This is a genomic window from Pseudomonas sp. LBUM1674 (genome assembly GCF_059695635.1).
In genome coordinates this window covers 5,639,459-5,663,874 of sequence record NZ_CP166779.1, presented here as the reverse complement: position 1 = coordinate 5,663,874, position 24,416 = coordinate 5,639,459, and the positions used below count along the sequence as shown (strand labels likewise).

Annotated in this window: 23 protein-coding genes and 1 pseudogene; 13 read left to right on the top strand and 11 right to left on the bottom strand. The window is 59.1% G+C overall.

What is annotated here, in order from left to right; translation table 11 throughout:
• Positions 1 to 117 precede the first annotated feature (117 nt).
• From gpgF to ACA067_RS26050, 5 genes and pseudogenes are all read right to left on the bottom strand, one after another.
• Positions 118 to 1,113 carry a glucosaminyl phosphatidylglycerol flippase gene (gene gpgF / locus ACA067_RS26070; protein ID WP_497459126.1) on the bottom strand — a complete coding sequence of 332 codons (996 nt, stop codon included), beginning with the start codon at positions 1,111 to 1,113 and terminating at the stop codon, positions 118 to 120.
• Positions 1,110 to 1,886 carry an N-acetylglucosaminyl phosphatidylglycerol deacetylase gene (gene gpgD / locus ACA067_RS26065; protein WP_497459125.1) on the bottom strand — a complete coding sequence of 259 codons (777 nt, stop codon included), beginning with the start codon at positions 1,884 to 1,886 and terminating at the stop codon, positions 1,110 to 1,112. Before gpgD ends, gpgF begins: the two co-directional genes overlap by 4 nt.
• Positions 1,879 to 3,000, bottom strand: a complete 1,122-nt coding sequence (gene gpgS, locus ACA067_RS26060) for an N-acetylglucosaminyl phosphatidylglycerol synthase (protein WP_497459124.1) — start codon at positions 2,998 to 3,000, stop codon at positions 1,879 to 1,881. Before gpgS ends, gpgD begins: the two co-directional genes overlap by 8 nt.
• Before the next feature lie 206 nt (positions 3,001 to 3,206).
• A complete protein-coding gene (locus ACA067_RS26055) occupies positions 3,207 to 3,971 on the bottom strand; it encodes a methyl-accepting chemotaxis protein (protein WP_497462848.1) in 765 nt (254 codons plus the stop codon).
• A 93-nt stretch (positions 3,972 to 4,064) separates the two neighbouring features.
• Positions 4,065 to 5,096: pseudogene (locus ACA067_RS26050) on the bottom strand (HAMP domain-containing protein); the annotation flags it as partial.
• Positions 5,097 to 5,270: 174 nt separating this feature from the next.
• On the opposite strand from ACA067_RS26050, the gene ACA067_RS26045 reads away from it, so the two are divergent.
• On the top strand, positions 5,271 to 6,758 hold the full coding sequence (locus tag ACA067_RS26045; RefSeq protein ID WP_497459123.1) for a helicase HerA-like domain-containing protein: 1,488 nt from the start codon (positions 5,271 to 5,273) through the stop codon (positions 6,756 to 6,758).
• Between the two features lie 149 nt (positions 6,759 to 6,907).
• Here the strand turns inward: ACA067_RS26045 and ACA067_RS26040 are convergent, their stop codons facing one another.
• On the bottom strand, positions 6,908 to 7,363 hold the full coding sequence (locus tag ACA067_RS26040; RefSeq protein ID WP_497459122.1) for a DUF721 domain-containing protein: 456 nt from the start codon (positions 7,361 to 7,363) through the stop codon (positions 6,908 to 6,910).
• A gap of 307 nt (positions 7,364 to 7,670) precedes the next feature.
• Between ACA067_RS26040 and secA the strand changes: the two genes are divergently transcribed.
• The 4 genes from secA (at position 7,671) to ACA067_RS26020 (ending at position 13,634) form a co-directional block, all read left to right on the top strand.
• Positions 7,671 to 10,406, top strand: coding sequence for a preprotein translocase subunit SecA (secA, locus tag ACA067_RS26035; protein ID WP_497459121.1), 2,736 nt, complete (start codon positions 7,671 to 7,673; stop codon positions 10,404 to 10,406).
• 121 nt (positions 10,407 to 10,527) lie between these two features.
• On the top strand, positions 10,528 to 11,745 hold the full coding sequence (gene argJ / locus ACA067_RS26030) for a bifunctional glutamate N-acetyltransferase/amino-acid acetyltransferase ArgJ (RefSeq protein ID WP_497459120.1): 1,218 nt from the start codon (positions 10,528 to 10,530) through the stop codon (positions 11,743 to 11,745).
• A gap of 315 nt (positions 11,746 to 12,060) precedes the next feature.
• Positions 12,061 to 12,693, top strand: a complete 633-nt coding sequence (locus ACA067_RS26025) for a glutathione S-transferase family protein (RefSeq protein ID WP_497459119.1) — start codon at positions 12,061 to 12,063, stop codon at positions 12,691 to 12,693.
• Positions 12,690 to 13,634: a Nudix family hydrolase gene (locus ACA067_RS26020; protein WP_497459118.1), complete on the top strand. Its 945-nt coding sequence runs from the start codon at positions 12,690 to 12,692 to the stop codon at positions 13,632 to 13,634. Before ACA067_RS26025 ends, ACA067_RS26020 begins: the two co-directional genes overlap by 4 nt.
• A 127-nt stretch (positions 13,635 to 13,761) precedes the next feature.
• Here ACA067_RS26020 and ACA067_RS26015 read toward each other — a convergent pair whose 3' ends face one another.
• The 3 genes from ACA067_RS26015 to ACA067_RS26005 are packed head-to-tail and all read right to left on the bottom strand — an operon-like array spanning position 13,762 to position 17,345.
• The gene (locus ACA067_RS26015; protein WP_497459117.1) at positions 13,762 to 14,343 is read right to left on the bottom strand and encodes a cob(I)yrinic acid a,c-diamide adenosyltransferase; all 582 of its coding nucleotides are present in this window, start codon (positions 14,341 to 14,343) and stop codon (positions 13,762 to 13,764) included.
• A 2-nt stretch (positions 14,344 to 14,345) separates the two neighbouring features.
• Complete coding sequence (locus tag ACA067_RS26010; RefSeq protein ID WP_497459116.1) at positions 14,346 to 16,382, bottom strand: sensor histidine kinase; 2,037 nt, start codon at positions 16,380 to 16,382, stop codon at positions 14,346 to 14,348.
• A gap of 45 nt (positions 16,383 to 16,427) precedes the next feature.
• Positions 16,428 to 17,345: a putative 2-dehydropantoate 2-reductase gene (locus tag ACA067_RS26005; protein ID WP_497459115.1), complete on the bottom strand. Its 918-nt coding sequence runs from the start codon at positions 17,343 to 17,345 to the stop codon at positions 16,428 to 16,430.
• A gap of 141 nt (positions 17,346 to 17,486) precedes the next feature.
• Between ACA067_RS26005 and ACA067_RS26000 the strand changes: the two genes are divergently transcribed.
• Together ACA067_RS26000 and ACA067_RS25995 are read left to right on the top strand one after the other, a co-directional pair.
• Entirely contained in the window at positions 17,487 to 17,972 is a 486-nt protein-coding gene (locus ACA067_RS26000; RefSeq protein WP_018926510.1) for a YajQ family cyclic di-GMP-binding protein, read from the top strand.
• A gap of 134 nt (positions 17,973 to 18,106) precedes the next feature.
• The gene (locus ACA067_RS25995) at positions 18,107 to 18,949 is read left to right on the top strand and encodes a mechanosensitive ion channel family protein (RefSeq protein ID WP_497459114.1); all 843 of its coding nucleotides are present in this window, start codon (positions 18,107 to 18,109) and stop codon (positions 18,947 to 18,949) included.
• Positions 18,950 to 19,089: 140 nt separating this feature from the next.
• Here the strand turns inward: ACA067_RS25995 and ACA067_RS25990 are convergent, their stop codons facing one another.
• Positions 19,090 to 20,418, bottom strand: coding sequence for an OprD family porin (locus ACA067_RS25990; protein WP_497459113.1), 1,329 nt, complete (start codon positions 20,416 to 20,418; stop codon positions 19,090 to 19,092).
• A gap of 261 nt (positions 20,419 to 20,679) precedes the next feature.
• Here ACA067_RS25990 and ACA067_RS25985 point away from each other — a divergent pair, with 261 nt between their 5' ends.
• The 3 genes from ACA067_RS25985 to ACA067_RS25975 all read left to right on the top strand — a co-directional run bounded on the left by ACA067_RS25985 (position 20,680) and on the right by ACA067_RS25975 (position 21,961).
• Complete coding sequence (locus ACA067_RS25985) at positions 20,680 to 20,847, top strand: hypothetical protein (protein WP_497459112.1); 168 nt, start codon at positions 20,680 to 20,682, stop codon at positions 20,845 to 20,847.
• Positions 20,848 to 21,322: 475 nt separating this feature from the next.
• The gene (locus ACA067_RS25980) at positions 21,323 to 21,751 is read left to right on the top strand and encodes an HIT family protein (protein WP_497462847.1); all 429 of its coding nucleotides are present in this window, start codon (positions 21,323 to 21,325) and stop codon (positions 21,749 to 21,751) included.
• A 3-nt stretch (positions 21,752 to 21,754) separates the two neighbouring features.
• Positions 21,755 to 21,961 carry a SlyX family protein gene (locus ACA067_RS25975; protein ID WP_150784334.1) on the top strand — a complete coding sequence of 69 codons (207 nt, stop codon included), beginning with the start codon at positions 21,755 to 21,757 and terminating at the stop codon, positions 21,959 to 21,961.
• Between the two features lie 76 nt (positions 21,962 to 22,037).
• Here the strand turns inward: ACA067_RS25975 and ACA067_RS25970 are convergent, their stop codons facing one another.
• A complete protein-coding gene (locus ACA067_RS25970) occupies positions 22,038 to 22,640 on the bottom strand; it encodes a cold-shock protein (protein WP_497459111.1) in 603 nt (200 codons plus the stop codon).
• Between the two features lie 308 nt (positions 22,641 to 22,948).
• Here ACA067_RS25970 and ACA067_RS25965 point away from each other — a divergent pair, with 308 nt between their 5' ends.
• The 3 genes from ACA067_RS25965 (at position 22,949) to ACA067_RS25955 (ending at position 24,350) form a co-directional block, all read left to right on the top strand.
• Positions 22,949 to 23,419 carry a Dps family protein gene (locus ACA067_RS25965; protein ID WP_497459110.1) on the top strand — a complete coding sequence of 157 codons (471 nt, stop codon included), beginning with the start codon at positions 22,949 to 22,951 and terminating at the stop codon, positions 23,417 to 23,419.
• A 235-nt stretch (positions 23,420 to 23,654) separates the two neighbouring features.
• Entirely contained in the window at positions 23,655 to 23,993 is a 339-nt protein-coding gene (locus ACA067_RS25960) for a ribbon-helix-helix domain-containing protein (protein ID WP_497459109.1), read from the top strand.
• 135 nt (positions 23,994 to 24,128) lie between these two features.
• The gene (locus ACA067_RS25955) at positions 24,129 to 24,350 is read left to right on the top strand and encodes an FmdB family zinc ribbon protein (RefSeq protein ID WP_010457489.1); all 222 of its coding nucleotides are present in this window, start codon (positions 24,129 to 24,131) and stop codon (positions 24,348 to 24,350) included.
• Positions 24,351 to 24,416: the final 66 nt, after the last annotated feature.

Here is a 24,416-nt window from a genome sequence, read left to right as displayed (position 1 = left end):
TCCGTTTTTGTCGTCACGGCGACTTGGGGTTCCGCCCTGACGGCGGAACCCCAAGCGGCCGTTACCGCAGCAACGGATATGTACACGATCAAAAAAAACTTCAGCCCTGGCAACTTCCTAAGCCTGCTTGAACTTCAGCAATTTCTTCAACAACGGCCGCCCAAGCATCAGCAAAAACACCGGCCCGCCGACCAGCAAATAGAAGTAATAGGTCACCGCCCGCCAGATCAGAATCGCCGCCGCCGCAGTGGATTTCCCCACCATCGGCGCCAACAACGCCGCTGAGGTCAGCTCCGCCGCCCCGGCACCACCGGGCAACAGGCTGAATTGCCCCGCACTCAATGAAAGCATCTGGATCAGAAAGCTCCAGGCCCACTGCAAATCCGCTCCGAGCCCGCGCAACGCCAGATACAGCACGCTATAGCGCAAGACCCAATGCAGGCAAGTCAGGGCAAACACCGTGATCAATGTCTGAAAGGGCAACTTCAGCGTGTCCGTGAAGGCTGCCAGGAAGTGCAGGAGTTTTCGCGCCCATCGCAGGCGTGTGGCGCCTTTGACATTGAGACGAACGAGCAAGCGACCGCTCAGACGAATCAGTAAACGGTGATAGCGCGCCACCACCACGCAGGTGAGCAAGCCGCCAAACATCGACACGGCGCTGACGGTCAGCAGCCACTCCATGCGTTCGCTCAAGTGTTGGAACAGGGCATAAATCAGAATCCCGCTCAGTGCGCAGAGGAAAAACAGCAGGTCGCTCAGTTGATCCATGGCGAACACGGCGCTGCCCCTGGCCGGACGCACGCCATTGCGCGCCAGCAATGCCATGATGGTCAGCGGTCCGCCGCTGCCGCCGGGCGTGGCGCAATAAGCGAACTCGGCGGCCATGACCACCCCGAGGCTTTTGACCCGGCTCACCTTGTCGCGCTGATCCCCCAGCAACAAACGCAAGCGCATTGTGTTGAGCACCCAGCACAGCAGGATCATGCCAAACATGATCAGCAGCCATTGCAGCGGAAATTTTTGCAGTCGAGACCAGGTTTCGTTACCGCCCAGTAGTGACGGAATCAGCACCGCAGCGAGCAGCGCGACGAGCAGCAGAATCCCGCGACTCATGCGGCGCGTCCGACACGGTCGGTTCGCAATGACAACCAATGAGACTTGGTCATCGGCACGCGACCCTCGTCGAGCAGGCGCTTGAGCGTCTGCAGCCAGTAAGTACGGGAGAACTGATGGCGCATGTCCACCGGGTGCAGGCCAAGGCGAATCACCGGCGCCTGCCGCCAGCGTAGTTCGCGCTGGTCGCTGAGCAGTTTCGACACGCCCCGACGCCAGGCACTGCGTGCACTCCAGACCAGCCCGGGGGCGTCGACCGCAGAGAAATCCGGCAGGCGGTACAGGTGTTGCGGATCACTGGTGTAACTCAGAGGCAGTTGGCGCAAGGCCTGGCGCGTGCCTTCACTCATCAGCCAGGCCGGGGCGACGAAACCTGCCAGTGGCCAGTCGTAACGGCGGAACACCTCGATGCCGGCGCGCAGGCGGGCGAGGGCGGTGTCTTGGGACAGGCTGTAGAACTCGCCTTCGTGGGTATAGATCCGGCGCATGAACCAGTCTCGTGGCGTGCTGGGCGCGGGGCCTTCGTCGCAGTGAAAGTAGCCGTGCAGCGCCAGTTCGTCACCACGGATGACCCGGCCGGTGAGCATACGTCGAAATTCCGGATGGACGTCCAGATTATTGTGCTTGTGAAAATCGGGCACCACCAGCCAGGTCATTGGCACCGCGCCCAAGGCGTCGACGGCAGCGACAAAGGGTTGGTAATCGGCCCAGGTTTGCGGTGCGACATCGTGCAGCACCAGTAACAGGCTGGGCCGGCTCATGAGCTCAACCATTGGCAATCAGCGGCCAGTGGCTGCCGAGCACGGCGTGATAGTGCCCCAGCAGGCTGTTGACCACCGTATCCCAGGAGTAATGCTGCTCGGCATGGCGGCGGGCCTGTTTGCCCAAGACGGCGCTCCCCGAACCGAACAGTTCGCGCACAGCGTTGGCCATCGCCATTGAATTGTTCGGCGGGCACAGCAGGCCACATTGATCGGTGACGATTTCCTGAAACGCCCCTGCCGCCACGGCCACCACCGGAATGCCACTGGCCATGGCTTCAAGAATCACCAGGCCGAAGGTTTCCTGATCCCCGGCATGCAACAGCGCATCGGCGCTGGCCATCAGCCGGGCGACTTGCGCCGCCGGGCAGAATTCATCGACCACGGTGACGTTATCCGGCACCAGGGCTGGCATCGACGAACCGACCAGCAGCAGGTGATAGCGTCGCCCCAATCGTTTCATGCAGTCGAGCAGGACCGGCAGGTTTTTTTCCTTGGAGCCGCGTCCGGCGAAGATCAGCAGGTGAGTATTTTCATCAATCCCCAATTCGGCCCGCAGGCCCGGGTCCCGTGCAGAGGGATGGAAGGTCTGCAGGTCGACGCCCAAGGGCTGCACAAAAACGTTCTTCACCCCCAGACCGGTCAGCTTGTCGGCCATCACCCGGCTCGGCGCCAGGACCCGGTCGAAGTTGCCATAGAGCTTGCTGACATAGGCTTCGACATTGGTCGTGACCCAGTTGCCCATACGATTGCTGACCAGCAGCGGCAGGTCCGAATGATAAAAGCCGATCACCGGCACATCGAGTTGCCTGCGGGCATCCAGCGCAGCCCAGGCGGTGAGGTAAGGGTCGCCGACTTCGATCAGGTCGGGCTGCAAATCCTGCAGGACATTGCGCCAGGGCGCGAGACGGAGGGGAAAACGATAACCTTTGCCGAAGGGCAGGGCGGGTGCCGGAACCGTGTAAACGCCATCCTGTTCACTCAAGGACGATCCGGGGATCAGTAAACTGTGGCGAATGCCCGGCTTGATGCCCAGGCGACGATGTTTTGCATCCAGATAAGTGCGCACGCCACCGCTGGCAGGGGCGTAGAACATGGTTATGTCAGCGATATGCACGATGAACATCCCTCCGGTCCGTTGTTCTCCCTTGGTTGACCTTTATGAAGGATAGTTGTTCGGTTGGGGTTTTGCGGCTGGGGTGTCAGTGAGGGGGTTGCGGTGTATTACAGACCGCCTTCGCTGCGGTGCGGCGGTCCGACAAACCAGCTCCTACAGGGTTCACGCAAATCCTTGTAGGAGCTGGCTTGCCAGCGAAGGGGCCCTATCAGGCACTAAATACGGAAACTGCCGACCAACTGCTTAAGCCGCCCCGCCTGCTGCTCCAGATCAACACAAGCGCGCAGCGTGGATTGCAGATTCTCAACCCCCTCCTGATTCAACGTATTGATCTCGGTAATGTCCACATTGATCGATTCCACCACAGCCGTCTGTTCCTCGGTCGCCGTCGCCACGGACTGGTTCATGCCGTCAATCTCGCCAATTCGCAAGGTCACGCTGTTCAGGCGCTCACCCGCCAGGTTGGCGATTTCCACGCTGTCCTGGCTGTGACGCTGGCTGTCGCTCATGGTGCTGACGGACTCGCGGGCGCCGACTTGCAGTTCCTCGATCATGGTCTGCACCTGCTGCGCCGATTCCTGCGTCCGGTGGGCCAGGTTACGGACCTCATCGGCCACCACGGCAAAACCACGACCGGCCTCACCGGCACGCGCCGCTTCGATGGCAGCGTTAAGCGCCAGCAAGTTGGTTTGCTGGGAAATGCTGGTGATCACTTCCAGAATCTGCCCGATGTTCACGGTTTTGCTGTTCAGCGATTCGATGTTGCTACTTGAGACGCTGAGCATGCTCGACAGCTGATTCATCGCGGCAATGCTGCGCCCCACCACTTGCTGACCATCTTCGGCCAGGCTGCGGGCATCGCTGGCCTGACTCGACGCTTGCGCCGCGTTGCGGGCGATTTCCTGGGCGGCAGCGCCGAGCTGGTTGATGGCCGCGGCGACGCTGCTCGTGCGGGAAGCCTGTTGGTCGGAGTTGAACATCGACGAGTTCGAGGCCGCTACCACGCGTAACGCCACTTCGTTGACTTGCCCGGTGGCGGAGGACACTTCGCGGATCGAGCCGTGAATACGCTCGACGAAGCGGTTGAACGCGGTGCCGAGAACGCCGAATTCGTCGTTGTTATGGATGGTCAGGCGTTTGGTCAGGTCACCTTCACCGTCGGCGATGTCTGCCATGGCGCGGGTCATGACATGCAACGGCTGGATCAGGATACGGATCAGCATGCCCAACAGGGCGATGATGATGGCCACGGCAATGACAGTCGCGACGACCGCCGAGGCGCGGAACTCGGTCAGCATCGAGAAGGCTTTGTCCTTGTCCACCGACAGGCCGATGTACCAGTTGACCGAGGGCAGGCCCTTGATCGGGGTGAACGTGACGATGCGGGTCTTGCCGTCCACCTGCACTTCACTGAAGTCGCTGCTGATCCGCGGGGTAGTGTCCGGATACGCCTCGCTCAGGGTCTTCATCACCAGGGCTTTGTCCGGATGAACCAGGATTTTGCCGTCGGAACTGACCAGGAAGGCGTATCCCATACCGTCGAAGTCGCGGGCGCTGAGGGTGTCGATCAAGGTTTGCAAGCTCAGGTCGCCGCCCACTACGCCGACGCTTTGCCCGGCCTTTTTCGAGGCGGTGGCGATGGAGATGATGGTCTGGCCAGTGGCCGCATCGATGTAAGGTTCGGTCAGGGTCGCCGTGCTGCTGCTTTCGGCGCCTTTGTACCAAGGGCGCACCCGTGGGTCGAAACCGGCGGGCATTCTGGCGTCCGGGCGAATGGTGAAGCTGCCGGTGGCGTCTCCCAGGTAAGACGCCATGAAGGTCGACGTCAGGGCTTTCTGTTCAAGCAGGCTGGCGACGGTGGACTGTTCAGGATTGATCGCGATGTTCTGGGCGAGGTTGTCGATCAGCAGGATACGACCGGCCAGCCAGGTCTGGATAGTGTGGGCGGTGACATCCCCCATCTCATTGAGGTAGTTGTCCAGGTCCTGGCGAATGGCGTTGCGCTGTAAATAGTCGTTGTACAGCGTGAACGAGGCGAAGGCGGCAATGACAATGAGGGCGGCGGCAAGCAGGATTTTATGGCTGAAACGCAGGTTTTTGTTCATGGCTTGGGGTTCCGCTTAGGTCGTGGTGCCAAAGGCGTGCTTTTATAAAGGAGCGCACAATGGGCGGCAGTGAAAACAAGCTGATATTTCCGTACTCTCCTTAGGGAATTACCGACGCTATTCAGTCTTTTATATCGGCCGTGAAGGATCAAAGATTAATCATGGGGTGACAAAATGCCTGATTCGCTGCAACTCGTTATCGGTGCCGACCTCGCGGGACAGCCGATTGCCCAGGCCATGCGTCTGGCAAACCGTCATGGCCTGGTGGCGGGCGCCACCGGCACCGGTAAGACCGTCACCTTGCAACGCCTGGCCGAAGCCTTCAGTGACGCCGGCGTGGCGGTGTTTGCGGCGGATATCAAAGGCGACCTGTGCGGCCTGGGCGCTGCCGGTGCTCCTCAAGGCAAGGTCGCCGAGCGAATTGCCGGGATGTCTTGGCTGAATCACAAACCCCAGGCGTATCCGGTGACCCTGTGGGATATCCACGGTCAGTCCGGTCATCCCTTGCGCACCACCTTGAGTGAAATGGGGCCGTTGCTGCTGGGCAGCCTGCTGGAGTTGACCGACAGCCAGCAATCGGCGCTGTATGCCGCCTTCAAGGTCGCGGACCGCGAAGGGCTGTTGCTGCTGGACCTGAAGGATTTGAAGGCGCTGCTCAATCACCTGCGTGACCAGCCTGAATTGCTGGGCGACGACGCCGCGCTGATGACCACGGGTTCCAGCCAGGCACTGTTGCGGCGTCTGGCGACCCTGGAACAACAGGGTGCAGAAGCGCTGTTTGGCGAGCCGGGGCTGCAACTCGAAGATATTCTGCAGCCGGGCGCCGATGGTCGCGGGCGTATTCACTTGCTCGATGCCAGTCGTCTGGTCCACGAAGCACCCAAGGTCTATGCAACGTTCCTGTTGTGGCTGTTGGCCGAACTGTTCGAGCAACTGCCGGAACGTGGTGATGGGGACAAACCGCTGCTGGCGCTGTTTTTCGATGAAGCGCATTTGTTGTTCGCCGGTACGCCCAAGGCTTTGCAGGACCGACTGGAGCAGGTCGTGCGGCTGATTCGCTCGAAAGGTGTGGGCGTGTATTTCGTCACCCAATCGCCGGGCGACTTGCCGGATGACGTACTGGCTCAGTTGGGGCTGCGCATCCAGCATGGATTGCGCGCGTTCACCGCCAAGGAGCAGAAGTCCCTGCGCGCAGTGGCGGAGGGCTTCCGGCCGAACCCGGCACTTGACGCCTTGTCGGTGTTGACGGAGTTGGGGATCGGCGAGGCGCTGGTCGGCACCCTGCAAGACAAGGGCACGCCGGGAATGGTCCAGCGTGTATTGGTTGCACCGCCGCAATCGCGGATCGGGCCGCTGACCGAGACCGAACGCACCGTGCTGATCGCCGGGTCGCCGTTCAAGGGGCGGTATGACAAGCCGATTGATCGGGAATCTGCTTATGAAGTGCTGATGGGGCGCAAAGGATTGGCCCCAGAGCCAGACGCCGCTCCAGGTAAACCGGCAGCCGAAGAGCCAAGTTTCACCGACAAGGCCGGGGAATTCCTCGGCACGGCGGCCGGTCAGGCGTTGAAATCGGCGATGCGCCAGGCGGCCAATCAGTTGGGCCGACAACTGGTACGGGGTTTGATGGGGTCATTGCTCGGCGGCAGCAAACGCCGCTAGCAAGCGGGCACGGTCAAATTGTGGGAGCGAGCCTGCTCCGGGCGGCGTTCCGACGAAGACGGAGTGTCAGTCGACATCTATATTGGCTGACACACCGTATTCGTCGGAACGCCGCCCGGAGCAAGCCCGCTCCCACAGTTAGATCTGTGTCAGGCTTTGGGTTTGGCGTGCGCCGCAAGTCGCTCCAGCGCCGCCCGCAAATTCGGATCAGTGATCCCGTCGGCCGTGGCCTGAATGGTTGCCCCCGCATCGGTCGACAAACTGATGGTATGGCCAGCCGCCCCTTGCTGAACGGTCGGCGGCTGCACCTTGAACAGAATCCGCGTCAGGCTGGCGAACTCATCGAACAGCTGCAATTGCCGCTGCAGACGCTTTTGCTGGTAACGCAAACGAGTGGCCCAGTGACCGTCGGTGACAATCAGCAACAAACTGCCATCGCGCCACGACGCCACATGGCAGTGTTCACGGGCAGCGGGCTGCAACTGGCTTTCCACCAGGCGTTGCAAATGACCCAGGCGTTGGGCGTGGCCAAAGATGGCTTTGAGCGGTTTGGCTTCGCGAAGCAGAACGGCGGGTGCTCTGGCCGTAAGAGGGCGAAATGCCATGATCAGACACCTGAAGTAACAGAGCGGCCATGGTAGCAGAAAGCACCGCATGCGCCCGACCCATTGCGTTGCGAGCGCTTTACCCATTAAATCAACGAGTAACTTATGCCGTGAACGGCTTGAAGTTCAGCAAAAAGCCCTTATTTTAAGTGGGCCCCGTCACAGCGCTGTGCCGGCATCGTGGAATAACGCCACTTTCCTCACCATCGTTTCCGGGTAGAATGCTCGTTCGCATGCGGCCATGAGGGCTGCTCGGGCGACTCACGGGGCCGCCCTCCATCCCTTTAGTGTGGAAGATCCTGCCGATATGTTTGCGCCTTTGTTAAAGAAACTTTTTGGAAGCAAGAACGAGCGTGAAGTCAAACGCATGCTCAAGACGGTGCAACTCGTCAATGCCTTCGAAGAGCAAATGGTGGCCCTTTCGGACGATCAATTGCGTGCCAAGACTGACGAGTTCAAGGCCCGCATCGCCAAAGGGGAAACCCTCGACAAGCTGCTGCCGGAAGCCTTTGCGGTCGCCCGCGAAGCCGGCAAGCGCGTCATGGGTATGCGCCACTTCGATGTCCAGCTGATCGGCGGCATGACCTTGCATGAAGGCCAGATCGCGGAAATGCGTACCGGTGAAGGCAAGACCCTGGTGGCAACCCTGGGTGTTTACCTCAACGCGTTGTCCGGCAAGGGCGTGCACGTTGTGACAGTGAACGACTACCTGGCCCGCCGTGACGCCAACTGGATGCGTCCGCTCTACGAATTCCTCGGCATGTCGGTCGGCGTGGTTACGCCGTTCCAGCCGCCGGAAGAGAAACGTCTGGCGTATTCCGCCGACATCACCTACGGCACCAACAACGAATTCGGTTTCGATTACCTGCGCGACAACATGGCGTTCAGCATGGAAGAAAAATTCCAGCGCGAACTCAATTTTGCCGTGATCGACGAAGTCGACTCCATCCTCATCGACGAAGCCCGTACCCCGCTGATCATCTCCGGTCAGGCCGAGGACAGTTCCAAGCTGTACATCGAGATCAACAAACTGATCCCGCAGCTGCAATTGCACGTCGAAGAAGTGGAAGGCGAAGTCACCAAGGCCGGCCACTACACCGTCGACGAGAAGACACGTCAGGTCGAGCTCAACGAAGCCGGTCACCAGTTCATCGAAGACATGCTGACCAGCGTCGGCCTGCTGGCTGAAGGCGAGAGCCTGTATTCGGCCCACAACCTGGGCCTGCTGACCCACGTTTATGCTGGCCTGCGTGCGCACAAACTGTTCAATCGCAACGTCGAATACATCGTGCAGGACGGTCAGGTGGTTCTGGTCGACGAACACACCGGTCGTACCATGCCGGGTCGCCGTTTGTCCGAAGGCCTGCACCAGGCCATCGAAGCCAAGGAAAACCTGAACATCCAGGCCGAAAGCCAGACCCTGGCCTCGACCACGTTCCAGAACTATTTCCGCCTGTACAACAAGCTGTCCGGCATGACCGGTACCGCCGATACCGAAGCGTTCGAGTTCCATCAGATCTATGGCCTGCAGGTCATGGTGATCCCGCCGAACAAGCCTTTGGCGCGTAAAGACTACAACGACCTGGTGTTCCTGACCGCCGAAGAGAAATACGCGGCGATCATCAACGACATCAAGGAATGCATGACCCAGGGCCGTCCGGTGTTGGTGGGTACTGCAACCATCGAAACGTCCGAGCACATGTCCGATCTGCTCGACAAGGAAGGCATCGAACACAAGGTTCTGAACGCCAAGTTCCACGAAAAGGAAGCCGAGATCATTGCCCAGGCCGGTCGCCCGGGCGCACTGACCATCGCCACCAACATGGCCGGTCGTGGTACCGACATCCTGTTGGGCGGCAACTGGGAAGTGGAAGTTGCGTCCCTGGAGAATCCAACGCCGGAGCAGATCGCCCAGATCAAGGCCGACTGGCAGAAACGTCACCAGCAAGTGCTGGAGTCGGGTGGCTTGCAGGTGATCGCTTCCGAGCGTCACGAATCGCGCCGCATCGACAACCAGCTGCGTGGTCGTGCCGGTCGTCAGGGTGACGCCGGCTCCAGCCGTTTCTACCTGTCGCTGGAAGACAGCCTGATGCGTATCTTCGCCTCGGACCGGGTGAAGAATTTCATGAAGGCCCTGGGCATGCAGTCCGGTGAAGCGATCGAGCACCGCATGGTGACCAACGCCATCGAGAAGGCCCAGCGCAAGGTTGAAGGCCGTAACTTCGACATTCGTAAACAACTGCTCGAGTTCGACGACGTCAACAACGAACAACGTAAAGTGATCTATCACATGCGTAATACGTTGCTGGCCGCGGACAACATCGGCGAAACCATCTCCGACTTCCGTCAGGACGTGCTCAGCGCCACTGTCAGTGCGCACATTCCACCGCAATCGCTGCCTGAGCAGTGGGACGTGGCCGGTCTGGAAGCGGCGCTGCAGAGCGACTTCGGCGTGGCATTGCCGATCCAGCAATGGCTTGACGAAGACGATCATCTGTATGAAGAGACCCTGCGCGAGAAGTTGCTGAACGAACTGATCGCGGCGTACAACGAGAAAGAAGACCAGGCCGGTGCCGAGGCGCTGCGCACCTTCGAGAAGCAGATCGTGCTGCGTGTGCTCGACGACCTGTGGAAAGACCACCTGTCGACCATGGATCACCTGCGTCATGGCATCCACTTGCGTGGTTACGCCCAGAAGAACCCGAAGCAGGAATACAAGCGCGAGTCGTTCACGCTGTTCTCCGAGCTGCTGGATTCGATCAAGCGCGATTCGATCCGAGTGCTGTCCCACGTTCAGGTTCGCCGCGAAGACCCGATCGAAGAAGAGCAGCGTCTGCGTCAGGAAGCCGAAGCACTGGCGGCGCGCATGCAGTTCCAGCACGATGAAGCACCGGGTCTTGAGCAGCCGCAACTGCTCGGTGAAGAGGTCGACGTTGCCCTCGCCACCGCGCCGGTACGTAACGAACAGAAGCTGGGTCGCAACGAACTGTGCTATTGCGGTTCGGGCAAGAAATTCAAGCATTGCCACGGGCAGATCCAGTAACACCCGTTTCGTACGTTGAAATACCGCGCCGCGACCGGCATCAGCCGTCGCGGCGTTTTGCCATTTAAACCACCGTTCTTCCTGAAAACGGTGCTGACATCATTTATTAAGGAGCGCATTCATGGCTGTTGGTCTTGGTCCTTTGCCAACGTTGCACCCGGTTGCCGGTTTTGAACTCGGTATCGCCTCGGCCGGTATCAAGCGCCCCGGGCGCAAGGACGTCGTGGTCATGCGCTGTGCCGAAGGCTCCACCGTGGCGGGCGTGTTCACCCTGAACGCGTTTTGCGCAGCTCCCGTGATCCTGGCCAAACAGCGTGTACAAGGCTCGGTACGTTATCTGCTGACCAACACTGGCAATGCCAATGCCGGCACCGGTGAACCAGGCCTGGCCGCCGCCGAGCGCACCTGTGCCAAACTGGCTGAACTGACCGGCGTCGATGCCAGCCAGGTACTGCCGTACTCCACCGGCGTGATCGGTGAGCCGCTGCCGGTCGAGAAGATCGAAGGCGCGCTGCAAGCCGCACTCGATGACCTGTCGGTGAATAACTGGGAAGCTGCCGCCACGGGCATCATGACCACCGATACCCTGCCCAAGGGCGCCAGTCGCCAGTTCCAGCATGACGGCGTGACCATCACCGTCACCGGTATCAGCAAAGGCGCGGGCATGATCCGTCCGAACATGGCGACCATGCTCGGCTACATCGCCACCGACGCCAAAGTCGCGCGCGAGGTACTGCAAAACCTGATGCTGGACGGCGCCAACAAGTCGTTCAATCGCATTACCATCGATGGCGATACCTCGACCAACGACTGCTGCATGCTGATTGCCACCGGTCAGGCTGCGCTACCGGAAATCACTTGCGCGAGCGGTGAACTGTTCGCCAAGCTCAAGCAGGCTGTATTCGAAGTGTGCATGGACGTGGCCCAGGCCATCGTTCGCGACGGCGAAGGCGCGACCAAGTTCGTCACCGTCGAAGTCAACGGTGGCGGCAATCATCAGGAGTGCCTGGACGTTGGCTACACAGTGGCTCATTCGCCCTTGATCAAGACCGCGCTGTTCGCTTCCGACCCGAACTGGGGTCGCATCCTGGCCGCCGTCGGCCGTGCCGGCGTACCGGACCTGGACGTGAGCAAGATCGACGTGTTCCTCGGCGAAGTGTGCATCGCCAGCCGTGGCGCCCGCGCCTCGACCTACACCGAAGCCCAGGGCGCGGCGGTGATGCAGCAGGCAGAAATCACTATCCGTATCGAACTGGGTCGCGGCGATTGCAGCGAAACCATCTGGACTACCGACTTGTCCCACGAGTACGTGAAGATCAACGCCGAATACCGCACGTAATTACGTTTAGACCGTGTCGCTACAATCGCGAGCAAGCTCGCTCCCACAGGGGGTCTTCTGTGAACACAACAGGTGTGTGCTGCAGGATTCCCACAGGGGGTCTTCTGTGAACACAACAGGTGTGTGCTGCAGGATTCCCACAGGGGATCTTCAGTGAACACAACAGGTGTGTACTGCAGGATTCCCACAGGGGATCTTCAGTGAACACAACAGGTGTGTACTGCAGGATCAAATGTGGGAGCGAGCTTGCTCGCGATGACGGTCTGTCAGTCACTGCATAGACTGGCTTGTTCCCTCCATCAAAAGGTCCCGAACATGAGCCTCCACCTGATCATCGGCGACAAACTGTATTCCTCCTGGTCCCTGCGCGGCGCCCTGGCCCTCGACCTGGCTGGCGCCCCTTACACCGAAGAACTGATCAAGCTGAACCAGCCGGACACCCGCGAACGCCTGCTCAAGCATTCGCCCACCGCGAAAGTCCCGCTGCTGAAGACCGAACACGGCACCATCGCCGATTCCCTGGCCATTGCCGAATACCTGGCCGAACAGTTTCCCGAAGCCGGGCTCTGGCCCAAAGACACCGCCGCCCGTGCCCAGGCGCGTTCGGCCTGTGCGCAGATGCATTCCGGGTTCTTCGCCATGCGCAATAACATGCCGTTCGACCTGAGCCGCGACGCCCCGCTGTCGCCGATGCCGACTGACGTCCAGGCAGACATTGAACGCATGCTGGCGTTGTGGGCCGAGTGCCGCGCCGTCGCGACCGAAACCGGTCCGTTCCTGTTTGGTGGCGCGACCCTGGCCGACGCGTTTTTTGCGCCGATCGCGGTACGCCTGCGCACCTATCAGGTGAAGCTGCCCCCGGTGGACGAAGCCTACGTCAACACGATCTACCAATGGCCAGCCTTCAAGGCCTGGCAGAAGGCAGGTCTGGAGGAGGTCGGACAGTGAAACGAGTGCACGTAGCCGCCGCCGTCATCCGCGATAGCAGTGGCAAGATCCTCATCGCCCGCCGTGCCGATACCCAACACCAGGGTGGTCTATGGGAGTTTCCGGGCGGCAAGATCGAGGACGACGAATCCGTCGAAACGGCCCTGGCCCGCGAACTCAACGAAGAGCTGGGTATCGTGGTCAACGCGGCGCGCCCATTGATCAAGGTCCGGCATGATTACCCCGACAAGCAGGTGTTGCTGGATGTCTGGGAAGTCTCCGACTTTTCCGGCGAGCCTCACGGGGCCGAGGGCCAGCCTCTGGAGTGGGTGGCGCACCGTGACCTGCTGAACTACGAGTTCCCGGCGGCTAACCAGCCGATCGTTGCGGCGGCACGACTCCCGGCGCAGTACCTGATCACCCCTGAAGACCTGGACACCCCGGCCTTGCTGCGCGGTATCCAGAAAGCCATTGCCGGTGGCATCAAACTGATCCAGCTGCGGGCACCCAACGGTTACGATCCGAAGTACCGCGATCTGGCGGTGGACGCAGCGGGGCTGTGTGCCGGCAAGGCGCAGTTGATGATCAAGGGCCCATTCGAATGGCTGGGAGATTTTCCGTCTGCCGGCTGGCACATCACCTCAAAGCAACTGCGCAAGTACGCAGCAGCAGGCCGCCCGCTACCGGCGTCGCGCTGGTTGGCGGCGTCTTGCCATGACGCTGAAGAATTGGCGCTGGCCGAACAGATGGGTGTGGATTTTGTGACACTGTCGCCGGTGCAGCCGACGATGACCCATCCTGATGCTCAGCCGTTGGGTTGGGAGCAGGCTTCGGCGTTGATCGAAGGTTTCAGCAAACCGGTGTTCTTGCTCGGTGGCGTTGGCCCGGCGGAGCAGCAGAAGGCTTGGGCAGCAGGGGCGCAGGGTGTGGCGGGGATTCGGGCGTTCTGGCCTCAGGCTTGATTCTGCGGTGAGGCTACCGGCCTCATCGCGAGCAAGCTCGCTCCCACAGTGGATCGCATTTCTTCAGGAAGAACCCGGTCCACTGTGGGAGCGAGCTTGCTCGCGATGGCGTCCTGACAGGCGCCGACTAAACTCCGGGTTTGGCCGCCGGCTGCCATAAAATCTCCGCAACCCCCTGCCGCTTGGCAATCAACCTTGCCACCACAAACAACAAATCCGACAACCGATTGATATAGGCCAGCCCGACGCCGGCCAACGGCTCAACCGCATTCAACTGCTGACACCGCCGCTCGGCACTGCGGGCCAGGCTGCGGCAGACATGAGCCTGGGCAATCAACGCCGAGCCACCCGGCAAGATGAAGTTCTCCAGCGGCCCGAGTTCTTCATTCCACACATCGATCGCCGTTTCCAGCCGCTCGATCTCTACCAGATCCAATGCCTGATACACCGGCATCGCCAGCTCACCACCCAGGTCGAACAAGCGATGCTGGCAAGGCGCCAAAATCTCGATCACCTCGTTCAACGCCGGATAAACAGCGCATTCCGCCGCCAACCCGGCCAACAGCACACCCACTTGACTGTTCAGCGTATCGACCTCGCCAATGGCCTCGATCCGCGGATGGTCCTTGGGCACGCGGCGACCGTCGCCCAGCCCGGTTTCGCCTTTGTCGCCGGTGCGGGTGTAAATCTTCGACAAGCGAAAGCCCATGGTTACCTCGATAGCTGATTGAGTTCTTGAGAGACGAGCGGGGTGCCCGCCAAGGGTAGGCGCAAGGTAAAGCAGGTGCCTTGTCCGAGGGTCGATTGCACTTCCATCTGGCCCTTGTGGTTGTTGGTGATGATGAAATATGAAACCGACAGGCCAAGACCGGTGCCCTGGCCGATTTCCTTGGTGGTGAAGAACGGCTCGAATGTACGCTTGCGCACGCTCTCGCTCATGCCGATGCCGTTGTCCTCGACCTGGATTTCCGCCCAGGGAGGATTCAGCCGGGTGCGCAGAATGATCCGCCCCGGTTCGCGGTCGTCTTCGCGCTGGTGGATGGCTTGCGCGGCGTTCTTCAGCAGGTTGAGCAGTACCTGTTCCAGTTCGTTGGCCGTACCGGGCACCGGGCCCAATGCCGGATCGAACTGGCGAATGATCGCCTGACCCTTGAAATCGAAACCGATGGCCAGGTCGAAGTCGTTACCGGCAATTTCCACAGCTTGATCGATCAACGCCGGCAGATCGCAGGGGGCCATTTGCCGGGTGCTGCGGCGGCTGAAGCTGAGCATATGGGTGACGATCTTCGCCGCCCGGGCACCCGCCTGTTGAATGCCATCGAGCAACTGCGGCACTTCTCGCGCTTGCAGGTATTGGTTGACCGTCTCCAGTTGAACACCGATTTGCTCGGCCTGTTCAAGGTTTTTTGGCAGGTCGGGGGACAGCCGTCGGCGAATGTTTTGCACGTTGTGCAGGATCGCCCCCAACGGGTTGTTGATCTCATGGGCCATGCCGGCGGCGAGACCGCCAACCGACAGCATTTTTTCCGATTGCACCATCATTTCTTCCAGGGACAGGCGCTGGGTGATGTCGTCGATCCGGATCACCACGCCACGCCCGGCGCCGCCCATCAACGGATAGAACGTCAGGGCGTAGTGCCTGGGTTCTTCGTCCTTGAACCAGGTCACGCGCTCGATCTTGGCCACCGTGTGCTGTTCGACGGTTTGCTTGAGCTGCGGCAGAAACGGCTTGAGCGGCTCGAAGGCGAGGAAAATCGGCTGGTTCAAGGCCTCGTCCAGGCGCGTGCCGGACAGGGCGCTGGCCTCCTGATTCCACTGGGTGACATAGAGTTGTTCATCGAGGGCAATCAACGCCGAGGGCATGGAGTCGATAATGCTGTTGAGGTAGTTCTGGAACCCGGTGAGCTTCTTTTCGATCTTGCTGCGCACCTGGACTTCCAGTTCCAGCTTGCGATTGGTATGACGGGTTTCTTCGGCCAGGCCCTGGGCCTGATCATAAGCAGCCTGGGAATCATCCCTGGCCCGTTTGAGTTGCTGTTCCCTGGCCTCGATGCGCGAGAGCATGGTATTGAATGCCTCGGCAAGACTGCCGATTTCGTCATGGTTGCCGCGAGAGGCGCGCAGGGCGTAGTTCTCCTCCCGGGTCACTTGCCGGGACAACTCCTCGAGCTGATGGATCGGCCGGGTGATCAGCCGTTTGATCTGGCGGGCGATCACCAGCCACAACAGGACGCTGAAGATCAGAATCCCGAGGCTGGCGGTTAGGGTGCCGGTGTAGAACGCCATCGGCAATTCGCTGCTGGCCACCAGTAACAGGTGCCCGGGCGCAGTGCCCGGGCGGGGCAGGGTGATCACTTGATTGCTGCGAAACTCGGTGGCCTGCCAGGATTCGATATGCCGGTAGCGCTCCGGCAGCTTCAGCTTTTCGCCATGCTGCAGCTGCGCCAGCCGCTCGCCCTTGCCGTCATAAAGGGCCGCTGCGCGCAGGGGGGAATAACTGTTGAGTTCGTTGAGCAAGCGTTCGGCGCTTTGCGGCGACTTCAGGGCGTCGGACACCAGGCTCGGGTTGGACACCAGGCGTCCGATGGTCTGCAAGGCCTGGGGTGCCATGCTTTCCTGGGAAATGTAGTACGCAGCGCTGATAAACGTCAGGTTGGCGACCAGCAGGACGGTGGTCAACAGCACCAGCAGGGCGGCCAGCAGTTTCTGGCCGACTGGAAGGTTTTCGAGGCGCTGGCGCAATGGCATCAGGTTCATCGCTGAGAAGGAACAAGTGGCCAGCGTAGCCGCTGCTCACTCGCTGGGCAATCCAAGGCTATGCAGATGGGTCCTCAACCGTTGCTGAAGTTGATTGAGGTGCGGCAGGTTCAACTGATGCCGGGAGGCCACTTTGCAGGCATGACCCAACAGGTAGCTGATTTCGGTCCGGCGCCGGTGGCTGACGTCCTGATACATCGACGAATAATTGGCGGCGGTGGCGTGGATCACCCGTTCGACTTCCGATTGCAGGTCCTCGGCGGCGGCCGGTTGTCCGCAACGCTCGAGCAGTTCCGTCAGTTCGCCGCAGAGGGTAGCGACTTCGCAATGATGGTCCTGCAGGCCGCCGTTGCGACAATCGTGCAGCACGGTCAACGGATTGATCGCACAGTTGAGCGCCAGTTTTCGCCACAGCCGGGTCAGGATGTCGGTGCTCCATTCGTGGGGAATACTTGCGGCGTCCAGATCATCCAGCCAGATCGGCGCCACCGGATGACCGGCGTCCCCCAGCCAGGTGTAACCGTGTCCGGCAAATACCACACGCCAGTCGCCATCGCGAAAGGCGCCTTCAGTGCTTGAAGCGCTGATGCAGCGCGCCTGCGGCACCTGTGCCGCGACGGCATCCTGACTGCCAAGACCATTCTGCAACAGAATCAACTCTGCGCCAGGGGCCAGGCGCGGCGCCACTCGGGCCACGGCTTGCTCGGCATCGTAGGCTTTGCAGGCCACCAGCAGTCGATTGATCGGTTCAGCGCTGTCGGGCGTCTCGGCGGGGACGCGATAGCGTTGTGCTTCACCGTGCTCGACCAGCGTCAACCCGCCTGCCGCGCCATAGTCCTTAAGGCGCGCGGCGTCGCGCACAATCAGCCGGACCGGCACCTCGGCTCGCGCCAGGCGTGTAGCCCATAAGGTGCCAAGGCTGCCGGCGCCCAGAACATGCCAGGTGGTGGACATCAGCTTTTTGCTCTGTTTATCGCGCGCATGGGAGGCTCGCAGTGAATGATGGGAAAGACCCGTTATAATCAGCGCGGATTTTAACCGCAAGCCAGGCGTGCTCCATCGTGATCGAGCATGCCCTTTTATTGGAGAAATTACATGCCGTCGTTCGACGTGGTATCCGAACTGGACAAACACGAAGTCACCAACGCGGTCGAGAACGCCGTCAAGGAACTCGATCGTCGTTATGACCTGAAAGGCAAAGGCAGCTTCGAGTTCAAGGAAAAGGACCTGACCGTCAACCTGACCGCCGAGGCAGATTTCCAGCTTGAAGCAATGATTGAGATCCTCAAGCTGGCCCTGGTCAAGCGCAAAATCGACGTGCAGTGCCTTGAAGTCAAGGATGCCTATGCCTCTGGCAAGCTGATGAAGCAGGAAGCGGTCCTCAAGGAAGGCATCGACAAGGAGCTGGCGAAGAAAATTGTCGCCCACGTCAAGGACGCCAAGCTCAAGGTCCAGGCCGCGATTCAGGGCGAGCAGGTGCGCATCACCGGCAAGAAGCGTGACGACTTGCAAGAAGCCATCGCCGCCCTGCGCGCCAAGACCTTCGACATGCCGCTGCAGTTCAACAACTTCCGCGATTGACCTTTCGGGCGGGAACCTCTCGGCGTTTTCGGCGTCCGAGGCCCGATGGCAGAAACGATGGAGCCCGCAAAGGGCGTGTCTTTTCTGCCGCTCATTTTTCGCGTGCCGGGTAGCCGGGAATCAGGAGAAAGAAGATGGATTTGAATGCTGAAGTGGACAATCTGGTCAAGGCATCCCAGGCCTGGATTCCGATGATCATGGAATATGGCAGTCGTGTATTGCTGGCGATCATCACCCTGGCCATTGGCTGGTGGCTGATCAACAAAGTGACGCAAAAGCTCGGCGGGCTGCTGGCGCTGCGTAACGCCGACCTGGCGCTGCAAGGCTTCATCAGCAGCCTGGCGAATATTATTCTCAAGGTGTTGCTGATCGTCAGCGTGGCCTCGATGATCGGCGTGGAAACCACTTCGTTTGTTGCCGCCATCGGTGCGGCTGGTCTGGCCATTGGTCTGGCCTTGCAGGGCAGCCTGGCGAACTTCGCCGGTGGCGTGCTGATTCTGTTGTTCCGTCCGTTCCGCATTGGCGACTGGATTGAAGCCCAGGGTGTGGCCGGTACCGTCGACAGCATCCAGATTTTCCATACCGTGCTGCGTACCGGCGATAACAAAACCATCATCGTCCCTAACGGCAATTTGTCGAATGGCATCATCACCAACACTAACCGTCAGCCAACCCGCAAGGTGGTGTTTGATGTGGGTGTGGATTACGAGGCGGATTTGCAGAAAGCCCGTGAAGTACTGCTCGAACTGGCGAAGGACCCGCGTGTATTGACCGACCCGGCACCGGAAGCGGTGATTTCCACCCTGGGTGACAGTTCGATCACTGTTTCCCTGCGCGTGTGGGTGAAAACTGCCGATTATTGGAGTGTGATGTTCATGTTTAATGAGCAATCGCGCGATCGGCTGAAAACGGCCGGGATCGATATTCCGTTTCCGCAGCGGGTCATTCGAGTAGTTCAGGACTCCGCCCCGGCGTAATGAAAGGGGTAGTTCATGTTTGACCTTTCGGTCAGAGGGGTTCAGCAGAACCCGATTCGTTAAACAGCATGCAGTAGCCAATAAAAAAGGCCCATCCGAAGATGGGCCTTTTTTTATTTCGGTAAACTAACTGCTTTCGATTACAAGATCGACAGCGGGTAGTCGACGATCAGACGGAACTCGTTGATATCGCCTTCGCCTTGGTCAGTGTTGGCGCGGTGCCATGCTTGACGGATGCGGAAGGACAGATCCTTGGCCGGGCCAGCCTGTACTACGTATTTGGCTTCAAGGTTGGTTTCGTGGTGTTTGCCATCTTCGCCATACAGACCTGTGTAAGGGCTGCCTGCCGGCGTGCTGCTGCCGTCGATATCCCAACCTTTAACGTAACGGGTCATGAAGCTCAGGCCAGGAACGCCGTATTCGGCCATTTTCAGGTCGTAACGTGCTTGAGCCGACTTCTCGCCAGGACCGTTGAAGTCAGAGTACTGGATGGAGTTGGCGAGGAAGATCGAGTCGCCGCCGCGGTTGTTCTTGCCCACGCCGATGTAGTCGAACGGAGTGTCGCCGTTAACTTTCTGGAAGCCGAGGGTGAAGGTATGAGCTTTCAGGAACGAGAAAGCAGCTGCCAGCGAGTAGGCTGTGTTGCTGATTTCGCCCGCGTTAGCGCTACCGGTATCGTCTGTGCGGTAGATGTTGCCGTCCAGGTTGACCGACTGATCGCCACCCATTGGAATGGTGTAGTTCAGGTTGGCGTAGTACTGGTTCCAGATGTCTTCCAGCTGGGCGCCGTACAGCGATGCGCTGAGGTTCTCGGTGATGCCGTACTTGCCACCGGCATAATCGATGGTGTTGGCTTCAACACCGGCGTAGTTGGCGTACAGGCCACCTTTGCTGGAGTTTTTGTCCTGGCTGCTCGCCGAGTAGAAGTGGCCGGCTTCGAGGTCAAGGTCTTTGACTTCGCTGCTCTGCAGTTGGAAACCGGTGGCCGTTTGCGGAAGGATACGGGAGCCGCCAACAGCGAACACTGGCGCGGTGCTCGGCTGCATTTCACCGAATTTCAGTTCGGTTTTGGAAACGCGCACTTTGACTGCGCCGCCTGCCTTGCCCTGGCTGTCATTGTTTTCGCCGGCAGCGTTAGTGCTCAGGTTGCCTGAACCTGAGTGCTTGTCGGTACCGTCCAGTTTGATCGCCAGGTAACCGAAGGCGTCAACACCAAAACCTACGGTGCCTTGGGTGTAACCGGAGCTGAATACACCGTGGAAACCCTGGGTCCAGTCTTTGTCATCGACTGCGCCGTCTTTCTTGTCACGGTTGAAATAGTAGTTGCGAAGCAGCAAGTCGAATTTTGCGTCTTCAACAAAACCTTTGGCTTCGGCCTGGTCGCCTACGAAAGGTGCGGCCGTTGCCAATTGAGTACCGGCTGCTGCTGCAACTGCCAGTGCGATCATGCTCCACTTCATCACGCGCATCGTGATTTGCTCCTTTGGTTTTTAGAAGAGTACTGCCGTCCCACCTGGTTTATTATCTGGGCGGCTCTTTCTTTTTGTGTCGGCGCAAACTTATATCACGCCGACCATGTTGGCGATACTTGCGTACCTCACCTTTCAGCTTCTTTACGACCCTGTCGCAAATGGCTCGGTAGATGTCGCAAATTTACAGCCCCGACGCAAGTGGATTGACAACTTCAGCGTCGTTTTCCTGGGCTTGAGTATCGGTAAAAAGAGTCCCTGGTGAAACGTTTGAATCTCCATCGGGCAACCCTGCCGCTGTTTTTATGTGCCTTGACGGCTTCCGCTTCCAGCGGACGCTATAAAGGCGATGTGGGTGTGAATGCAACAAGCGTGCACAAATCAGAAATCCATCGCGGTTTTTTTCTGAAGGCCTGTCTGGCGCTGTAAAAACCTCATGAAACCTGGGGTTCAAGCCTGTTTTGCAGGTGCTTGACGCCATGGTTTGCATGGTGTTGCGTCACCTCGGCCGACTGCGTGACCACCAAAAACGTTACCGGTTCACCCCGCCATTGAGTAAACGGCGGATGCCCGTCGCACTCAGCGTAGACGCACTGTGCGGTTTTGGTGCAAAAAATATTGATCGCTGTGCTGAATTCACACAGTGCCGCCCTCTGGAAAATTTGAACACATCCTTGTTAATCAGTCATTTCGGCATTTTTTTGTCCGCGTTGGTTCTGAGTTGGTGCGATCCGACGAAAAATGTCCCATGTTGGGTCGCTTGTTCATGCTCAGGCTCGCTTTGACGGGTTTGGGCGTGAAGCACGCGCCAATCGCGGGTATGCTGCCGTCCTGTCGCTTGGTGCGCCGTCTCACTGGACGGGCGCTAAGCTGAAAAATGAATGACCAGGCGGGAGTGCGCGCGATGTTCGCTTTAGATCCACGACTTCAACAAGACACGCTACCGATCGGGGATTTCCCACTCTGCCGGTTGCTGTTGTCCAACGATTCGAACTATCCCTGGTTCATCCTGGTGCCACGCCGCGAGGATATCAGCGAGATATTTCAGTTGGATGTCGCAGATCAACAGCAGCTGTGGCAGGAGACGACTGCGCTGGCGGAAACGCTCAAGGACTCGTTCGACGCGGACAAATTGAACGTCGCGGCCCTGGGTAACGTCGTCAGTCAGTTGCACATGCATGTGATTGTGCGCAAGCGTGAGGACGCGGCGTGGCCAGCCCCGGTCTGGGGCAAGCACCAGGCGTTGCCTTACAGTGCAGAGCAGGTCGCGGCGATACGCGAACGGCTGCGCCTGGTGTTAACCGATGATTTCACGTTTTTTCCGGAGGGCTGAATCATGAGCCTGGAAGCACGCGTTACCGATCTGGAGAGCCAAATGGCGTTTCAGGATGACACCATCCAGGCATTGAATGATGTGCTGGCGGCACAGCAGCGGGTGGTTGAACGCCTGCAATTGCAAATGGCGGCATTGCTCAAGCGCCAGGAGGAAATGGTCGGCCAGTTCGAATCCTTCGAAGAAGAAGCGCCGCCGCCGCACTATTGAACCCGCGGGGCTCAATGGACGCGCAATAAAAAACCGCGAACAGCCAGGCTGTTCGCGGTTTTTTTTCAGCCTTGAATCAGCGTCGCGGCAACGCGGCGATCACATCTTCGGCTTGCAGGCCCTTGTCACGATTCATGACGGAGAACTCTACGCGCTGGCCTTCGACCAGGACACGATGGCCTTCGCCCCGAATGGCCCGGAAATGCACGAAAATATCATCGCCGGAGTCACGGGAAATAAAGCCGAAGCCTTTGGAGGTGTTGAACCACTTGACGGTGCCAGTATCGCGGTTGCTCATGTCATAGCTTGGCGACGCGGCGGCCGGTGACGATTTGTAAAAGCTGATGGCCAGGTGCATAAGAACGGCGATCAGAGCAGCGATCAGGCTGAACAGAACGGCAGGTTGACCGGCGATGACAGGCATCTTCGCGATCAGCGTCAGGGTTTGCAAGACAACAGCCAGGACCAGCAGGACGCTGACCAGGATTTGCAATTGATGACGCGCACCTTTGTTCCAGTAGGGAATGACAGGTGCGAGGGTGAGGTTGAGAAGGCCGAAAAAGGCCAGGTACAGCGCATCGGGTTGTTGCAGGTAAGGAACAGCTTCGGGTTGCAGGCTAGGGATGAAGGACAGCAGCAGCGCTGCTGCGCCCATTAGCAGGTGGACGATTTTCAACATTTTGATTAACTCACGTTAAGACGGTTCACAAGGAAGAGCTGACGGAGCACGGTTCGCTTCGGAACAATAAGAGGCGTTGGACACGTACCCGCTATCAGCCTATGCGCAGCACCCGGAAAAATAGAGGCTGACAACACACTGCCTATTTAACAGCAAAGCCGCAGGCTACTCAAATCAAGGAGTCCAGCGGTTCACCGGGGACGATTTGTCGCAGATCACCGGGGCATCCAGGGCTGCGGTGCGGTGACAGGCTTGCTAGAGTGGTGCTGCACCTGTCGGATGAATTTCATCACCTTTAGGGGAAACACATGGCAATCGATATCGGAATCAGTGAAGAGGATCGCAAGTCCATCGTCGAGGGGCTCTCGCGCCTGCTGTCGGACACTTATGTACTTTATTTGAAAACCCATAACTTCCATTGGAACGTCACCGGTCCCATGTTTCGGACCTTGCACTTGATGTTCGAGGAGCAATATAACGAGTTGGCCCTGGCTGTCGACTCGATTGCCGAGCGAATTCGTGCGCTCGGCTTTCCGGCCCCGGGTGCCTATTCCATTTATGCGCGTCTTTCTTCTATCAAGGAAGAAGAGGGTGTGCCCAGTGCCGACAACATGATCAGGCAACTTGTCGAGGGGCAGGAAGCGGTCACGCGTACAGCGCGCGGGATTTTCCCGCTGCTCGATAAAGTCAGTGACGAGCCGACGGCCGACTTGCTGACCCAACGCATGCAGGTCCACGAGAAAACCGCGTGGATGCTGCGTTCACTGCTGGATCAGTAACAGACTCGAGCGCGGATGACACGCGTCCGGTGTTGTTCGCGCTAGACTGATTTGGCACCAGGGTGTGTGGGAAAACGTTCTGACCAGGACGGTCTCCATAATCTGTCTTCAGCTGTTGGCTTATCCTACGTTGATGGTCATAAAGTCATCTGGAGATAACTTTGCGTCTGCGTTTTTATAAGAATCGCAACAGGGCTCTTATACAAACCAGGCATGGCAAAGGAGTGTCAACGGTATGGTTAATGAAGGCAGGCAAAGCGAGGTAAGGGGTGGTCGACCCAGGGATATAAGGATCGATCCATTTGTCAGCGAATTCGATATGGGGCTGGTCCAGCCATTATCCCGCTCAGTGCGTTTGAATGGTTTTGCGACCTGTTTGCGGCTTGAACAGGTTTTTTGGGATATTTTGGGCGAAATGGCCAAGGTCAATCGTTGCTCGATCAGTACGCTGCTGTCTCACGTGGACCGTGAAGTGCATTTGCGGCACGGCGGGGTGAAGAATTTCAGCGCGCTGGTACGGGTTGTCTGTGTGGTGCACAGCCTGAAGGAAGGGAATTGCCCGGCTACGGCCTAGCGGTGCGGTGGAATGCGTTGAGTGTCGATCTGTGCAGTCTTACGGCTGCACAGGCTGCATTTAATGGATATAATCCCGCTCTTTGCCGCAAAACCCAGCGTGTGCGGTAGCAATCTGATCGCCGAGACAACCCCCATGCCGATGTACGACTATCAATGTGCTTCCTGTGGTCATCAGTTGGAAGCCATTCAAAAGATCAGCGCAGCACCGCTGGTCGACTGCCCTGCCTGCCAGGCGCCAGAGCTTAAAAAGATGCTGTCCATGCCGGGCTTCCGCCTCAGCGGCACCGGCTGGTACGAAACCGATTTCAAGACCGGTTCCAAGAAGAACCTGGCCGGCGGCGACAAAGCTGACTAGGGTCTTGAGCCTGAGTTGAACGACACGTGCGAGCTCTTGCATTTATCTGGCGCCTTTCACGAGGGC

Coding starts and splice junctions, on each gene's coding strand:
- ACA067_RS25980 (WP_497462847.1), top strand. CDS start 21,323: ATGTTCGCTTTAGATCCACGACTTCAACAAGACACGCTACCGATCGGG.
- ACA067_RS26005 (WP_497459115.1), bottom strand. CDS start 17,345: ATGTCCACCACCTGGCATGTTCTGGGCGCCGGCAGCCTTGGCACCTTA.
- ACA067_RS26015 (WP_497459117.1), bottom strand. CDS start 14,343: ATGGGCTTTCGCTTGTCGAAGATTTACACCCGCACCGGCGACAAAGGC.
- argJ (WP_497459120.1), top strand. CDS start 10,528: ATGGCTGTTGGTCTTGGTCCTTTGCCAACGTTGCACCCGGTTGCCGGT.
- ACA067_RS26055 (WP_497462848.1), bottom strand. CDS start 3,971: ATGTTCAACTCCGACCAACAGGCTTCCCGCACGAGCAGCGTCGCCGCG.
- ACA067_RS26025 (WP_497459119.1), top strand. CDS start 12,061: ATGAGCCTCCACCTGATCATCGGCGACAAACTGTATTCCTCCTGGTCC.
- ACA067_RS25955 (WP_010457489.1), top strand. CDS start 24,129: ATGCCGATGTACGACTATCAATGTGCTTCCTGTGGTCATCAGTTGGAA.
- ACA067_RS25975 (WP_150784334.1), top strand. CDS start 21,755: ATGAGCCTGGAAGCACGCGTTACCGATCTGGAGAGCCAAATGGCGTTT.
- ACA067_RS26000 (WP_018926510.1), top strand. CDS start 17,487: ATGCCGTCGTTCGACGTGGTATCCGAACTGGACAAACACGAAGTCACC.
- gpgS (WP_497459124.1), bottom strand. CDS start 3,000: ATGTTCATCGTGCATATCGCTGACATAACCATGTTCTACGCCCCTGCC.
- ACA067_RS26040 (WP_497459122.1), bottom strand. CDS start 7,363: ATGGCATTTCGCCCTCTTACGGCCAGAGCACCCGCCGTTCTGCTTCGC.
- gpgF (WP_497459126.1), bottom strand. CDS start 1,113: ATGAGTCGCGGGATTCTGCTGCTCGTCGCGCTGCTCGCTGCGGTGCTG.
- ACA067_RS25990 (WP_497459113.1), bottom strand. CDS start 20,418: ATGCGCGTGATGAAGTGGAGCATGATCGCACTGGCAGTTGCAGCAGCA.
- ACA067_RS25995 (WP_497459114.1), top strand. CDS start 18,107: ATGGATTTGAATGCTGAAGTGGACAATCTGGTCAAGGCATCCCAGGCC.
- ACA067_RS26045 (WP_497459123.1), top strand. CDS start 5,271: ATGCCTGATTCGCTGCAACTCGTTATCGGTGCCGACCTCGCGGGACAG.
- ACA067_RS26010 (WP_497459116.1), bottom strand. CDS start 16,382: ATGCCATTGCGCCAGCGCCTCGAAAACCTTCCAGTCGGCCAGAAACTG.
- ACA067_RS25960 (WP_497459109.1), top strand. CDS start 23,655: ATGGTTAATGAAGGCAGGCAAAGCGAGGTAAGGGGTGGTCGACCCAGG.
- ACA067_RS25970 (WP_497459111.1), bottom strand. CDS start 22,640: ATGTTGAAAATCGTCCACCTGCTAATGGGCGCAGCAGCGCTGCTGCTG.
- gpgD (WP_497459125.1), bottom strand. CDS start 1,886: ATGGTTGAGCTCATGAGCCGGCCCAGCCTGTTACTGGTGCTGCACGAT.
- secA (WP_497459121.1), top strand. CDS start 7,671: ATGTTTGCGCCTTTGTTAAAGAAACTTTTTGGAAGCAAGAACGAGCGT.
- ACA067_RS25965 (WP_497459110.1), top strand. CDS start 22,949: ATGGCAATCGATATCGGAATCAGTGAAGAGGATCGCAAGTCCATCGTC.